The organism is Streptomyces sp. NPDC001770, from assembly GCF_053596135.1.
Map to the genome: position 1 here is coordinate 1 of NZ_JBSFFN010000039.1, position 15,222 is coordinate 15,222.

Sequence of the window (15,222 nt, forward strand, 5' to 3'; positions counted from 1 at the left end):
GGATTTCTGGCTGGTGGTGTGACGAGCGCTCTTTTTTTCTGGGCGCGCCTGGAGGGGGCCCCACCCCACGGGCGGGGGGGCCCCCCCCCCCCGTACCGGGGGTGAGGGAGGCGAGGGCAGAGGCCGCAAGCCTGGCGCCGCCGAGAAAACAAAACCCTTCGTGTCGACCTTATATGACGGTGCGTCGTTTCAGTGACGGGTTGCCCAGAACCCGGGTTGAGAGGCAGCCTCCGCGTACATCCGGTGCGGGTGCAGGAGACGTCTGCTTGCGCACCGGCCACCAGACGCTCAGGCGCTACCCTTTTGAGGTGCTGGTCTGTTAACAGGGGAGGCGAGCGTGGCCCGTATCGTCGGCATACACGGCATCGGTTGGTCCTGGAAGTCACGCGAGGAGATGCACGAGACGTGGCACGGTGCGTTGAGCACCGGGCTGCGGAACGTCAGGTATCCCGACGCCGGAGCGGTGACGTTCGAGGCGGCCTTCTACGGGCACCTGTACAACGGCGGACCGGGCAAGTCCGGCGGTGACGTGCTCTACACCGCCGCCGACGTGGCCGAAGGCTTCGAGTACGAGCTCCTTGAGGCGATGGCCCGGGAGGCAGACCCGGCGGCTTTCGACGAGAACAGCGCCGAGCCCGCCTCCAAGGGGCTCGCCGTCCGCGGCGCGCAGGCGTGCCTCGACATCCTGGAGAGGACGCCGTACCTCGGCGGGATGACGGCCTCGATCATCATTCGCCAGATCAAGCAAGTGCACCGGTACTTCGAGGACCCGGCCCTGGGCCAGGAGATCCGGCGCGAGCTGGAGACGGCGATCCAGGGGGACACGCGGGTGGTCCTCGCCCACTCGCTGGGGAGCGTGGCCGCCTACGAGGTTCTGTGGAACCTCCAAGACGTACGGATCGACACCCTGGTCACCATGGGTTCGCCGCTCGGGCTGAAGTCCATCCGGCGCCGCCTGGCCCGCACGGCACACGCGGAACCGGGCCGCCCGCCGTCCGTGCGCCGCTGGGTGAACGTCGCCGCCGAGCAGGACGTCGTCGCCCTGCGCAAGCGCATCAAGACCCTCTACGCCGGAGAAGTCGAGGACTTCGTCGTCACCAACCCCCTGCGCCACATGCACGACTGCACCCTCTACTTGGCCAACCTGCGGACCGCACAAGCAGTCAAGTCAGCTCTTGGGTGAGCGGTGGTTCTTCCTGGCGGGGGAGGGCGCATACGGTGAGAAGACCGGCTTGGCGCGACTCGAAAACGTCCCGGACGAACTGAAGTTGATGCGTCGCACGCTCACTGGCCTCGGGATGCGGGAGATCCCCAGGCCCGAGGGGTCCGTCGGGGAGCGGGGCCTGCACGAGGTGTGCAAGGAGCTCGGTACATGGTTGAAAGGGGTGGGCTGCGGCGAGCAGGAGCCGCCGCTGTCGCTGTTCGTCTACTGCACGGGGCACGGCGAGCGGGCGAACGACGCCACGTGGGGCCTGGCTCTGCCGACGTACGACCCGTGGGTGAAGAGCGAGGGTCTCCTTTATCCGCAAGCCATCATTGATACCCTCTACGGGGACGGTCGGCATCGCACGAAGGAGCTCTTCGAGCAGGCAGTCGTCGTCCTCGACGCCTGCTACTCCGAGCCCGGCGCGGACGAAGCCATGGGGGCCCGTCGGCGTCAGGCCGCCGTCGGGAGCGCCAAGTACGACGCGTGGGTGATCGCCACCGCCCGGAAGGCGCAGCAGGCCCAACAGCTCGCCTTCGCCCGTGCGTTCGCCAAAGCGCTCTCCCAGAGCGGCGGCATGCAGGAGTTCATCGAGCCCTCTGCCCTCGTGGAGCGGCTCAACGGCTACCTGCCGACGGACAGCCAGGAGGTCTGGGTGTCCTCCGTCGACCGCCGGAGCTGCCGCGCGCTGCCCGATCCGGCATACATGCCGCAGACGTCGCCCGCATGGCTCGACCGGGATCTCGACGAGTGGTCCCACCTCGCCCGCGGCCGGAGGGCCCGATACGAGGCGGGCTGGTACTTCTCCGGCCGGCGTGAGGAACAGCAGCGCCTCAATGAGTTCATCGCCGGCGATGGACCGTCGGGGACGCTCATCCTCCGGGGCGCGGCCGGAGTCGGCAAGAGCGCGCTCTTCGGACACTTGGCCGTGTGCGGGAAGTCCGAGTGGCGGCGACTGCTGCCGCCCGTAGCGCGGCGCGGTCTGATCCTCCCTGACGACTCGGTGCACGCGCTGGTGTCTGCGGAGCACGCCACTGTCTCGGGCATGACCCAGCGGATCGCCCGGGCACTCGGCATCGACCTGGGCAGCGCCCCGACTCCGGACGAGCTGTGCGAGGCCCTGGAGGATTTGCCTCCCCGGACCGTTCTGGTGGACGACCTCCATCTGGTGGACGACGGCATCGCGGCCGTGGTCACGGAGCTGCTGGACCTCCTGACCGAGTACGCGCGCACCACCGTCATCGCCTCGGCCGGCCACGACCACGTCGCCGACGGGGTGTGGCAGGAACTCCAACTGCGCGTGCTCCAGCTCGGCACCGACGACGAGGGCGTCCGCGCCTATGCCCGCGCACGCGGTGCCGGCGAGGTCGCCGCCGCCTGCCACGGACACTTCGGGGCGGCGGTCGACGCGGTCGACGCCTTCCTCGGCACCTCGCGCAACGGCAACGCCGGGGCGGAGGCGCGGAAGGCGGCGGGCAAGCGGCTGACGGTCTTCCACCGCAGCCTGCTCGCCTCCCGCGAGCGCCCGGAGGACTGGTGCCGGGCGATGCTGGAGCCGGTGCGGGCCGCGGCGGCGTGCGGGTACGACGCCGGCCTGACGGCCGAGCACTGGGCGGCCCTCGCCACGGCCGCGGACCGCTCTGGCCGGACGTACAGCCCCGATGAGGCGAGGGAGGCGGCGGAGCTGTTGGGGACCTCGGTGACGGACACCGCGGTGAGGGGCACCGCTGCGGGCGGGGGCACCGCGACGCCCCCGGCGTGGCGCCTCGCCAGCCCCGTCACGCGGGATCCGCATGGGCAGGAGTTCGCCGCGGCGGTACGGGACTGCCTGCCCGTCCACGGGTCCGGAGCCGAGCCGGCCGGAGCGTCCGGCGTGCCCGGGATCGACTGGGCGGCGGACACGGCCCTGACCGCGCTGTTCGCGGCCGCCGCCCGCCCCTTCGAGCAGAAGTTCGCCACCGAGTTGTCCTCGATGGGCTTCTGGGCGGCGCTGCCCGGCAGTGCCCTCGCCCGACAACTGGTCGCCGGAGGAACCAGGCTCTTTCCGGAGTGGGTCGTCAAGGGCGTGCGGGCCCAGACGCCCGAGCTCCACCCGGCGGAGCGGGCGTTCCAGATGAAGCTCGCCTTTCTCAGGTCCGGGGGCGACGGGCGCGGTCTGGACCTGCGCGGAGCCGGCGCCGGAGTCGACATCCTGTGGGCTACCCGGGACCACGTGTCCGTACCCGACCTCCTGGCGGTCGCATCCGACGCGTCCGGCGCCGGCTACGTGGTGACCACCCACGGCGACGCTTCGATACGGCTGTGGAGCCTGGCGGACGGCAGGTTGCTCGTCGAGGCGGTGCGGTCCGAGGACGACGGCATCGCCTCGCATCTGGCGCTCGCCGTCGTCGACGGCGAGCCCCTCGTCGCGTTCGTCGCGGACGGCGCAGGACTGCTGTGGCGGCCGCTGACGGATCGGGCCCCCGAGCCCCTGGCCGCCTTGGACGGGGCGACGGTGTTCTCGCTCCACGGTGACCTGCTGGCCGTAGCCGCGGGCACGCGGATCGAGGTCGTCGAACTGGGCGCCACCGGGCGGGCCAGGTCCTTCGTCGTGCCGGGGTCGAGCCGGGTCACCCAGGTCCACTTGGGGGGCCAGGCCGGCGACAGACGGCTCGTCGCCACCACCGAGTTCGGCACCGTGACCGCGCGCCTGGGAGACACGGGCACGCCGGCGATACGGCGCCAACCGCTGCTCATGCCCTCCACGCAGCACGCCGTCGTGTCGTCGACCGGTCGCACGGTGGGCATGCTCGAGCGCGGCGGAGGGCTGTTCGTCTGGGACGAGAACCACGGGACGAGGAGTCTCGACATCCCCGCTGTGCGCGACGGAACGCTCGCGTTCGCTGTCGGCGACAGCGTGGTAGCCGCGGCCGGCGGTACGAGGAGGCCCTGGCTGTGCCTCCTCCCGACCGCATCCGGTGACGAGCGGCCGGTCTCCCGGTTTCCGCTGCCGGACCAGCCCGTGGCGCTCGCCCTCGACGCGGACGGTTCCTACCTGGTGGTGACCGATCTGCGAGGAGTGTTCTGCCTCGACATCCGCCCTGATCCGTCCCGACCGGACACGGTCGACCCCGATCCACCCTGCCCGTCCCCGACCGACCGCAGTGAGGAGGCAAGATGACGGCCCTGAACTCCGTCTCGGCACGTGAAGGTGTCGTCGGCGCACTGCTCGCCCTCGACGACATCCTGACGAAGCGGGAGGAATCAGTCCCGAGCACGTCCTTCGGCGTTCTGCTCGAACGGCTCCACGCCCTTGGGGTCCGGCCCCTGTTGGCGGAAGCGGAGCGGAGGGGACTGAACGGCGCGGCGGTGGGCATCCCGGACCGGTTCGTGGCCGGCCCCGTCCGCACCAGCCTCGAGCGGCTGGTCTTCATGCTCCTGGACCCGGAGGCGTGCGAAGGCCCGTACGCCGAAGTGGTCGCGCACATCAAGGGTATCGAGGGCATGGAGGACGACCTCGTCGCCCTCTACGAGCGGGCCAGTGCACCCGGCAGCGGCCCATACGTCCCCGAGCAGCGCCGACCCGAGGACGACCCGCCCGAGGACGGCGCGTCCGAGGAGACGGCCGCTCCCAAGGGCCCACCCGCCGAGTTCCTGGACGTCACCGTCCTCCGCCCGGAAGCCGACCCGGACCTGCCGCCAACGGCGTGGGCGGCCCGCCTCGCCCTGGAGAGCAAGGCCGGTGACGCCCCCGGCCACGACGACACGGTCCGGGAACTGGTCGGTATCACCAGGAAATGGCGGTCCGTCACCCCGGCCACCAACAGGGCCTCCGACGGAGGCGCCGGGCCCGTACGGAACCTGCTCCTCCGGCTGGGGCGCGAGGAGGAACTCGCGGGGGACCCGAAGCCGAGACTGGCGGTCCAGGGCCTGCTGCCGCCCAGCCGCGTCAACGACACCACGGTGACCCTGCCCTCTGCCCTGCGACTCCTTTCGCGGACTCTCGCCGCCCCCGAACTGCCCCACCCCGCACCCGGCATGTCGGCCGCCGGCGCGTACGCGTCGTCCCACCTCGGCGCGACGATGCAGTTCCAGCCCATGGAGCCCGCCGAGGCGTCCCTGCGCGCCGACGCCTGCGACGGTACGCTCGTCCATCCCGGCCGCGGTGGCTGGTTCCGTACCTCCCCCGGGGGCACCCCGACGCTCGCGGTCGCGGACCCCGGCCTCACCCTGGAGGGCGCGGCCCGCGCGTACTGGGGCGCGGCCTGGGACGCGTGGACGCGGAACTGGCACAAGAGCGCCCTGAAGGCCCTCGAATGGAGCCTCTCCGACTGGTTGCTGACGAAGCCCGACGACCAGCCGCTTCCCGACATCCGCACGGACCAGGTCGACAGCCTCGTGGCGATCTTCCAGGAACCGGAGCGCAAGGTGGCAGTGCTGGGAGGCCCCTCCGGCTCCGGGAAGAGCTGCATCGCCCGGTGCACGGCGCGGTCGCTCGCCGAGGCTGGCCGCCAAGTGATCATGCTCACCCCCAACGACCGGTCGCTCCCGAGGGGCGACGTCCTCGCCGCAGTCGTACGGCACGCCCTCGGCAGTCTCGCCCCCCTGGACAGGCTGGAGACCGGCTGCCCCGTCGTCATCCTCGACGGCATCCGGCCGATGGGCGAGACTGATGTCGACCGCATGCTGCCCGCCGTGTCGGCGGAGCTCGGCGTCAGCGTGCTCGCCTGTCTGGGGTACGACCTCAACTCGTTCCACGACTGGCAGGCGGCGAACCTCACCGTCGTCCCGTCCATCGTCCGCCCCGCCGCCCTCCTCGACCTGGCCGGGCGCGCCCGGGAGATTCACGGGGACAAGATCGCCACCAATCCCCGCTTCGTCGACGCCCTGGTGCGCCGCTTCCCCCACGACCTCGCCGGATTCGTCAAGGGCCTGTGCGACTGTCGCGGCCCGAACGACAGGCCCGAGCGCCTTGAGGAAGAGCTGCGTCAGAGGTTCACCGATGAGGTGGGGGCCGACACGCAGGACCTGGCCGCCGTCGTCGCGGCCGTCTCCCTGCTCGGCGGGAACGTGAGCGTCCCCGACCACGAACACCCCGACCTCTACAGGATCGGCGCGGCTCCCGACGGAGCCCCGGACCGGCTCCGCTTCCCCAGCACCACCGACTGCCGCACGATCCTGGGCGCCTACGCCGAGGTTGTCTATCCGGACGAGGCCACCCGGCCGCGCCGCCACGACATCGTCGCCGACCTCGTCGCCAAGGAGTTCTTCCGCGACCTGGGCGACAACCGCAGCGGACTGCTTCCCATGCTCCGAGGCGCGCGCATATACGACGAGAGGGTCTGCCGGAGCCTCGCGGAGCGCCTGCTGCACCCCGACCACGAGGACGACTTCGCCACGTGGCGGCGGAACGCGTCACCGGTCGGCATCGCGCTGGTGCTGCTCGCGATGGACTCCTCCCTCGGGGAGAAGATGATCGGCAAGCTCCTTGAGACCCTCGTGAAGGTGCTGCCGCGGACCACTTCCTGGTCCGCGCGCTCCCTACTGGCCGTGGTCCGCGCGATCCACCGGCACCGGCACCGCTTCGGCGACCCCCAGTTCGACTCCCTCGCCGAGTGGATGGTGGAGCGGTTCAGAGAGATCCTGGAGGACAGACCGAGGCCCGACGACGGCCTGTACAGCGTGCTGGAGCAGCTCAGCCGCTTCCACCACGAGCGCCTCAACCGGGTCGTGGCGGAGCACGGATCGGCGACCCTGATCCGTCTCAATCCCGACAAGGCCCTTGACTACCGCACGATCAGCCGGGTCGAACGCCTGGTGCGCCGCGCCAGCAACGACATCGGCCAACCGGATTACGCCTCCTGGGTCCAGAACGAGGCCCAGGTGCGCAAGCTCCTCGACCACGACCCGGATCCGACTCGCGGGATCGCCCTGTACCTCTCGAACCTCGTCCTGCGGCTGCGCTACGACCGCGACTACGAGGACTGGGACACGATCCTTGGCCGGCACGACGTGCGCGTCGGGGTCCGGCAGGCGCTGCGGCACACGGACGCGGTGGACCTGCGGTTCGCGCTGGAGGAGGCCCGGGACTACCAACTCGCCTTCGTCACCAAGATGCTCAACGACAGGGAGCTCAACCAGGGTGAGGGCTTCGGCGCCGCCATCCACAGGGCCCTGCGCACCGCGACCCCGACGGACGCGGCCCTGCTGCTCCGGACGACCAGCGAGATCCACGACAATACCGCCCGCCATGCGCTGTACGGCGACCGTGCGGAGCGTCCCGACGCGGGTCTGGCGCGCACCCTCGCCCAGCAGGTGAGAGGCCACCAGGACGCCAAGGGCGCCGGTCTGCTCCTGTCAGCAACGGCACGCGTCGACGAACTGTTCCTGACCGAAAGGAAGGGCTTCGGCCAGTACCTCGCCGAGGAACTCGGCAGGGACTGGGTGAGCGCCCGGCTGGAGGAAGACCCGCGGATCTCCGTCCAGTACCACCTGATCAAGGGGATCTGGGAGGCCAACGCTTCCTTCCGGGAGGAATGCCTCGACCTGTTCGTGGATGTCGTCGCCAGGGCGCTGAACCGCTCGATGCGACCTTGGGGCCCGCAGGCCGCCCTGTTCCTCGGACAGGACGAAGAGTTCGGAGCGGCCTTCCTTGAGAAACTGGGCCGACACGTGCCGGACAGGAAGCTCTTCGACGGGATGAAGGACGCGCCCGTTGCGGACGCCCGGCGCTACTTCCACCAGCTCGGCCGTGCCATGTACCAAGGACTGCCGAGCCAGTACGTCAACGAGCACGACGCGGCCGGCTTCATCGAAAAGATCGCCGCCGCCTCACCCTCGTCGGCGGCGCTGTGCGCGCGTGAGACAGCGCGGACCCTCGTCGACGGGGGCGTGCCGGCGAGGGACGCCGGACTGTGGGTGCTGCGGAAGGACGGAACCGAGACCGCGGATTCGATAGGCCGCCGCTGGGGCGCGCAGATCGGTCGGGGAGCCAGTACGAGCCAGGTGACCGAAGTGATCAACGTGCTGGCCGGGCTGAACGGCGACAGCGCCCTGGCGACCCTCGACTACCTGAACAACAAGAAGGTCTCGTTCTCCCGGCGCAATGACGGTCTGCTGCGGGACAAGGTGCGCCAGGCCGTGTACAACGACCCCGTCGAGGCAGCCCGGCTGCTGACGGCGGTGGAGCGGGTGTCCACGGGTGCCGGTGCCGGTCTGATGCGCGACCTGCAGGGTGAAGCGGGAGCCTGGAACGCCTTCACGAGCGAACTCGCCCACATCCAGCACCCCACCCAGCAGTACCAGGTCGTCCGTCAACTGGTGGCGCTCGGATTGCGGCCGGGAGGCGTGTACTCGAAGTGGGTGGACAAGCTCCGTACCCGGCATCAGGTGACGGTGATGCAGGTGACCAGCCCGGCCGCACTCAGCGACGTCCTGCGGATGGCCTTGATCTGGGATATGGACTGGGCTTGCCGTCTGGCCGCCGACATCCCTGTACAGCGGCTGGTCAGAAGGCTCGACTATGCGCGGGTGAAGGACCTGATGCACACGCCCTCACTGCTGTCGCTGCTGGTGACAGCCGAAGCCGACGAGGCTGTCCACTGCACGTTTGACACGTTGGAGCGTCTGCAGCCCGCATCACTGGTGAAGCGCCTCAACCCGCATTCCATCGATGTGCTGCTGGACGTCGCGCTCAGGGTGCGACCGGACTTCGCCCATCGCCTGGTACCTGCCGTCGCCGAAGCAATCAGCAGGCAGATGCAGCGTGAGGTAGTTCTCGACGAGGCGAAGCACTGGAACGAGATCGGTTGGATGGCGCGCTCCTTGCACATGATGAACAAGGCGGAGCTGCTCTCCCGCCAGGCGCCGAAGCGCAGGCCCAACCTGTCCTACCGACATGCCGCTGCTTGGGGTGCGATGTGGTTTCCCCACCAGGAATGGGCTCAGGAGATCCTCGGTGATGTGGCCGACCACATCATCCGGCCGTCGATCTCCGGCTCCCATTCGGTCTTCGCCGCCTTCGCCTACGCATCGGCGGAAGGGCGTACCAGCGAGCTGCGGGCCCCGGACGGATCGTGGCCCGAACTCGTTGGGTGCAGTGCCCGTGCTCTTGCGGCTCTCCAGATGACGGCTGAGCGGGATCCGGATCTGCGCGCCGCGCTGCTCTCCCATCGGGCTGCGCTCGTGGCGCAGCTGGACAGACCTACGTCGCGGACCGACAGCTACATGAGCTCGGCGCGTGCGTGGTTCGTTCCCCACCACGACCCCGCTCGGCTGGCGTGAGAGACGAGCGCGGTCCAACTCGACTCCGGGTCACGATGGAAAGGGCTCGCTCCTCTCGTTCTTCAGGGGCAGAGAGGCGTCCGGACCACACGCCGCCCCCAGCCGCTCGTTGACGCTGGTTCGAGCGGCGTCCACCACCAACATCGAAGGGTCTTGTTGGGAACGTCGAAGGGCCCCGCAGCAAGCTGCGGGGCCCTTCGACGTATTGCCCGGTGAGAGCAATGGCGGAGGATACGAGATTCGAACTCGTGAGGGGTTGCCCCCAACACGCTTTCCAACTCTGCACGGGGGCGTGTGCTTTGGTTCGCACGCGTTCATTCGCCAGGTCACAGGCAGAGGCGCCAGGGGGGTGAACAACCGCGTACGACGGGGAACGAGACTGCGGATGAGACTGCGCCGCCGCGGCGCCCCCCCGGCGCCTACCGCTTCTTGCGGATCTTGCGCTTCTTCTCCTTGGCTTCCTTCTCCTTGCGCTGAGCGACCCCGTACTCCGACCACGAACCTTGATGCTTCGCACAACGAGAGGTGTTGATCACTGCGAGGTTCCGACAAGCCGTACCTGCTTGGGTGCGTGCGCCACACCTGGACTGAGATGCCACTCTGAAACCCTTCGTTGAGGCAAGGAAACTTCGGATGCCAGCAAGGCTTCCACTTCACTGTCACAAGAGGGAGGCGCACTCTAGATGCACGGAAGCACGGCAAGGTCGCCAAACAAGGCTAGTTGGAGTCTCCCTGCATTCGCTGCCTAGCAAAACTCAACGCTGCGAGCGCTACTGAGCGACGGTTTTCCGGAGTGTCCGGCATGCCTTCCATGAGGACATCTGTCGATGCGGTATCAATTTCCCGGGAAAGTCGATCGAAAACGTAATTCAGGCCGAGAGCAGCTTCTACAGTTTCGCCTTCGAGGCCCATCAGTAAGATTCCTGTATGTGCGGTAGAGGTGCCACGATTCACAAGCTTTTCCAGTATCTGGAGTAGCTGCCATTTGCCAGTTTCGACCTGATTCCGTAGAAAAGCCTGCGCAGATTCTTTGTCGGCTTCCATCCATTGATGAACGGTGCCAAATACTGTCTGCTCAATTCCCTCGATGGGTGCATCGTGGAGCTCGCGGAACTTATTGGAAATAACTTCGATCAACATGAGGTTGAAACCGTTGGATTCCTCGACCCGATCCCCCCTTCTGGCTCGCACGATCGCGCGCCTGAGTCCTCGCACCGTGAGGCAGTATCCGCCATCGGATTGGCTCAACTGATCCGCCATATCAGGCAATGACGGAATGGTGCTGCTCTTAAGTAGATCTTCTGCGAGCGCTTCCAGCGAAGCCCTTGAATGTGAACTGAGGAATCCAATGTTGTTTGGCACGTCTAGATAGATGTCGGCCAGTACTTGGAGCAGCCGTTTGGTGGCACACTCGTTAAGGGTGCCGAAATTGCGAATCTTTCTGATTATTCGATCGGAGTCGGACTTAAGGGCTTGACTCAGTGTTTCAGCGGCAGATGCCGCCCCTGAAGGATCGCTGAGTTTATTCATGGCCCAAGCAATTGCGGAGTCAGGGATGTCCCCGTCTGGAACACCGAAGAAGAAGTACCGAGTGAAGTAGTCGGCGTGTCCAACTCCTTTCTTGCGGGCGATGTCACCGAGCCACTCTGTACTGTATTCCATTCCGGAGAGAGCCGACCTTATGGGCAAGAACAACCTGCTGAGTAGTTGTAGTACGCCTTGCAGGTTGTCCTCAGAGACCTCCCAGTCGCGGAGGCGTTCTTTCCAACGCTCTAGTTGCTCCTTGGGGCTTTCATGCCGGTACGGGCGGAAACCTTGCATCGTCAACTCATCTGCCCGGTTCTGTATTTCAGAGTAGACGCGGTGTTCGTGCGTACGCAGGAAAGTCAGAGCGAGGAAATCCTCAAAGCTTACCTCCTGTGCCACGGTTACATAGCTTGCATCCACCTGTGCAAAGAACCGGCGGATGGTCCGAGGAGTGCTCAATCTAAGTGAAAGGGTTTCAGTCCACAGGGCAGCAATGGACTGCAAAGCCTTTTCGCTCATGATGATGTCATTGTTGGTGCGTACCACTTCCAGCGATGCGTCGACGAGATCCACCTTCTGTTTATCGGTGAGTTGGGGCAGGTCCAGGCGGACCTGGATTATTTTTTCGAGGTAGTCATTTGCGCGATTTTTTGCCCAAAAGCTAGGTCGGTGCGGCATAGTACATCCATAAGAGTTTTTTCGTCATAGGAAAGAAGGTAGTACACGTTGGGGAGTCGCCCTACGAGCCTAATTAGCTTGAATACCTCAAGGAGCTCTTCAGGCGTAAGTCTGTCAAGGTCATCCATTACAACCAGGATGGAAACACCGCAATCCTTTAGTGCTGCTTCAACTCGCTCCTTTTTCTTGGCCGCACTTGTGTCCCCGGATATTTTCTCTGCTAGCTTTTCGAGCATGGAACTTGCGTCAATTTTTGCTATTCCTCCGAGTTTCCCGATGGGTGCGGCGTTCTGTATCCATTTGCCAATTGACTCTCTGGCCTCACTCCATTGCCTTCGGCCGGGCAGGCAGGAGCGGATTTCTGAATAGAACCCTACGTACATCGAAACAGGGTCGCTGTGAATCCATGGGTTGAAGTCTGCGACCAGCCATTGTGGACTGTCCGGATCGTCTGTACGTGTTATGTCGTCAATGGAATCGGTAACCATCTCAAGGAGAGAAGATTTACCGGATCCCCACGGCCCGATTAGGGCAATTACGCTGGATTCGGATTGCTGGCGCACGCGATTCACCACCTGAATCACATGGTTGCTGAATCGATGGCGATCGAGTCCGTCGCCTGAAGCGTTTACCGGGTCGTCGCCCAGTAGGTGTCGGGTTTCCATGAGGCGATGCTAGTGACAGAACGATCTCAGGGAAGGGAAACCGGCATTTCGGTTCGGGTGGCGCTGCGGAGGTGATCTGCTTGAGATGATCACAAGTTGGTCCGGAGTAGTGCTCGACCTACGAGTGGCGGGCTCTCCAGCCTGCAACCTGAACCTTCACCCAGTGGGAAGGGCGTGGCAGGCTTGACCGGGACCATGAGAGAGGGGAACGGGTGACTCAGCAGGACAGTCCGCGAGGGACATTCCTGAGGATCGCTGATGCGGTCCGGGTTCAGATCAGTTCGGACAGCGAGATGCTTGAGCTGCCGTCGGCCGCTGACCTCATGCGTGACTTTGGCGTATCGCGCGGCGTTGCTCTCCGAGTCTTTGCGACCCTTCGACGTGATGGTCTCGCAGAGCCTGTTCCCGGAGGGCGCTGGAGGGTGGTCCGGCCAGGGCAGGACGTGGATCGCAGGACACTGGCCGATCGCTTGACGAACGTCATCGTGGATGACGGGCTGGCGGTGGGGGAAAGATTCCCCAGTACTACTGAGCTTTGCGCTCGGTTTGGCGTCTCGCGTCCTACCGTGAGCAGGGCTCTCGACAAGCTAGAAGCCACGGGCTTGCTGTCCGAAGGTCGGCAGGGGAAGCAGCGCACCGTACGGGCGCTCCCGAAGCGAACGGAGTCGCCGGAATCGTGACGACCAAGGGTTGGATCGCCTGGGCCTATCCCCTCGCGGAGAAGCTGCTCGCCGAACCGCTGCCGCGCCGATGGGCGCACTGCCAGGGCGTAGCCGAGCGGGCCCGCACGCTTGCCCCGATCCTCGGAGGGGACGCCGAGCTGCTAGAGGCCGCAGCTTTGCTGCACGACATCGGCTACGCCCCAGACCTGGCAAAGACCGGCTTCCACCCGCTGGACGGTGCGCGATACCTCCGGGACGTCGCGCACGCGGACGAGCGCATCGTGCGCCTGGTCGCTCACCACTCCTGCGCGTGGATGGAAGCAGAAGCCCGCGGGATGCGGGACGAGCTGGAGGCCGAGTTCCCCCGCGAGCACCCTGACCTTGCCGACGCGCTCTGCTACTGCGACATGAACACGACCCCAGACGGCACCTCGACGAACCCCGTGGACCGGGTGAACGAGATTGCCGGCCGGTATGGGCCCGACAGCCTCATCGGTACGTTCATCCGTCGCGCGGAGCCGGAGATCCTGGCTTGTACCGCCCGGGTCGTCCTGCGTCTCGCAGAGGTCAAGCGTCAGCCGATGTAGGGCGCTGGCCGGGCGTTGTCCATGGCGTGCTCGATTCGGAGCCGCATGGTCGAGTGGATGTCGTACGAAGCCAGGTCCGCTGGGGCAACCCAGCGGACCTGTGTCGTCTCGTCGCTCGTGCGGACCTCACCGCCGACGGGGCGAGCGCGGAAGCAGATGCTGAACTGCTGGCGAGCCTCACCGTCGTCGTAGAGCATCACGTGCCCGGGGTCGGTGTAGATCCCGGACATGTCGATGACTTCCGCCTTGATGCCGGTCTCTTCCCAGACCTCGCGCACCACCGTTTCGCTGATGGTCTCGCCGGCATCGTGGCCGCCACCGGGCAGGGCCCACCGCCCGTTGTCCGACCGCTGGATCAGCAGTACTTCACCTGCCTCATTCCGAACGAACGCCACGACCGACGGCACCACCGAGTTTGCCTGCGGGGCGTCCGGGTCGTGGAGATAGTCAATGCGTCCCATGTTCAGGCACCTGCCAAGTCGTTGTCCGTGATGGGGCGTGCGCCATTCCACGTCTGGTCGATGCTGCGGGCGTAGGTGTCGAAGAGGCCACCACCCGGCATACGGCGCAGGTGCAGAACCGGAGCCATGTAGGCGCCGATTCCGTAGACGTGGGTGTTCACAAGGATCTCGTCGTCCGAACGGAAGAGCGAGTTGTACAGGGTCGCGTCGTGGAGCCGGAAGCCGATGTCCGGGTGGCTCGCGAAGAGCGGCCGGTAGTTCGGCAACGCGTTCCGGATCTTGCCGTCCATGATGCGGTGACCCTCGTCTATGCCCCGTTGCCGCACCGCGTCGCAGCCGGGGTCTCCGAGCATGATGCGCACCTGAGCATTGCCCTCGACCTTGGCTTTGAGGAGTTCGTGGAAGAGCGGGTCCTCGGAGAGCCAGAGGCCGGAGTAGACCAACACGTCGAGATGGTTCTCCGCCCGCGCGTACAGCTCTCTCCATAGGCCGGTCGGGACCATGTGGCGGTGCGGGTACACCGTGACGATCTCCGCCTTGCTCAGGTCAGTAGCGGTGTCGACGGCCCGTCCGTCGTCCCACAGTGTCGTCACGTCCACCTTGAGCACCGTGGCCGTGGCGTACTGATGCCGCCGGTACGGCACCTTTTCCTGGGTTATCCAGCGCTCCACCGTCTTGGCGTTGACCTCGATGGCTTCCGCGAGGTCGTGCACGGTCATGCCCTGAGCGAGCAGGGCCGACCGTAAGCGCTCGTTCGACATCTTCACCCCCGATGGGACGTCTTGGGACCTCTTGAAGGTAGCCAGATCAACCTGAGCTGTCCATGTAGAGGGTGACCAACTCCCCTGACCAGCAACGATGCTTGAGGCACGCCAGCAAGTCCCCGGCGTGAAACCCGAAAGCCCCGACGGCGGGCTTGACGCTTCCCGGTGCAGTACCTGTAATAGAGGTACTGCATCGGCCTCAAGGTCGTCGCAGCAGTCGGCACCACCTGCGCCCGGAGGGCCCCGCGAAACGGGTCCAAAGGAAGCGCTGGCTCTTTGAGAACTGAACAGAGTGCGAAGTACGAACGGCGGGGTGGAAGTCCCCGTCCCCGCGGCGGCCGGGTGATGTCGTCGGCGGCCCCTTCTCCGTACCGGCCCTGGAGAACACCCTCATGGGGTGCCACCCGGTACG

Annotated in this window: 9 protein-coding genes; 5 read left to right on the forward strand and 4 right to left on the reverse strand. The window is 66.4% G+C overall.

The window, feature by feature from the left end; translation table 11 throughout:
* Nucleotides 1-337 precede the first annotated feature (337 nt).
* Genes ACWCSV_RS28660 through ACWCSV_RS28670 form a run of 3 tightly spaced genes read left to right on the forward strand, consistent with a single transcriptional unit; the run spans nucleotide 338 to nucleotide 9,466 of the window.
* The gene (locus tag ACWCSV_RS28660) at nucleotides 338-1,183 is read left to right on the forward strand and encodes a hypothetical protein (protein WP_451147089.1); all 846 of its coding nucleotides are present in this window, start codon (nucleotides 338-340) and stop codon (nucleotides 1,181-1,183) included.
* Between the two features lie 49 nt (nucleotides 1,184-1,232).
* Nucleotides 1,233-4,364: a hypothetical protein gene (locus ACWCSV_RS28665; RefSeq protein WP_451147091.1), complete on the forward strand. Its 3,132-nt coding sequence runs from the start codon at nucleotides 1,233-1,235 to the stop codon at nucleotides 4,362-4,364.
* On the forward strand, nucleotides 4,361-9,466 hold the full coding sequence (locus ACWCSV_RS28670) for a hypothetical protein (protein WP_451147093.1): 5,106 nt from the start codon (nucleotides 4,361-4,363) through the stop codon (nucleotides 9,464-9,466). Before ACWCSV_RS28665 ends, ACWCSV_RS28670 begins: the two co-directional genes overlap by 4 nt.
* A gap of 717 nt (nucleotides 9,467-10,183) precedes the next feature.
* On the opposite strand, the gene ACWCSV_RS28675 is transcribed toward ACWCSV_RS28670, so the two are convergent.
* The gene (locus ACWCSV_RS28675; protein ID WP_451147094.1) at nucleotides 10,184-11,671 is read right to left on the reverse strand and encodes a P-loop NTPase fold protein; all 1,488 of its coding nucleotides are present in this window, start codon (nucleotides 11,669-11,671) and stop codon (nucleotides 10,184-10,186) included.
* On the reverse strand, nucleotides 11,611-12,336 hold the full coding sequence (locus ACWCSV_RS28680; RefSeq protein ID WP_451147096.1) for a KAP family P-loop NTPase fold protein: 726 nt from the start codon (nucleotides 12,334-12,336) through the stop codon (nucleotides 11,611-11,613). Before ACWCSV_RS28680 ends, ACWCSV_RS28675 begins: the two co-directional genes overlap by 61 nt.
* 323 nt (nucleotides 12,337-12,659) lie before the next feature.
* On the opposite strand from ACWCSV_RS28680, the gene ACWCSV_RS28685 reads away from it, so the two are divergent.
* Nucleotides 12,660-13,016, forward strand: coding sequence for a winged helix-turn-helix domain-containing protein (locus tag ACWCSV_RS28685; protein ID WP_451147194.1), 357 nt, complete (start codon nucleotides 12,660-12,662; stop codon nucleotides 13,014-13,016).
* Nucleotides 13,013-13,585 carry an HD domain-containing protein gene (locus tag ACWCSV_RS28690; RefSeq protein WP_451147098.1) on the forward strand — a complete coding sequence of 191 codons (573 nt, stop codon included), beginning with the start codon at nucleotides 13,013-13,015 and terminating at the stop codon, nucleotides 13,583-13,585. The genes ACWCSV_RS28685 and ACWCSV_RS28690 overlap by 4 nt, the downstream gene beginning before the upstream one ends.
* Here ACWCSV_RS28690 and ACWCSV_RS28695 read toward each other — a convergent pair.
* Together ACWCSV_RS28695 and ACWCSV_RS28700 are read right to left on the reverse strand one after the other, a co-directional pair.
* The gene (locus tag ACWCSV_RS28695) at nucleotides 13,573-14,046 is read right to left on the reverse strand and encodes an NUDIX domain-containing protein (protein ID WP_451147100.1); all 474 of its coding nucleotides are present in this window, start codon (nucleotides 14,044-14,046) and stop codon (nucleotides 13,573-13,575) included. The two genes, ACWCSV_RS28690 and ACWCSV_RS28695, sit on opposite strands and share 13 nt — an antisense overlap.
* Before the next feature lie 2 nt (nucleotides 14,047-14,048).
* Nucleotides 14,049-14,765 (reverse strand): XRE family transcriptional regulator, encoded by a 717-nt coding sequence (locus ACWCSV_RS28700; RefSeq protein WP_451147102.1) that lies wholly within the window; start codon nucleotides 14,763-14,765, stop codon nucleotides 14,049-14,051.
* Nucleotides 14,766-15,222 lie beyond the last annotated feature (457 nt).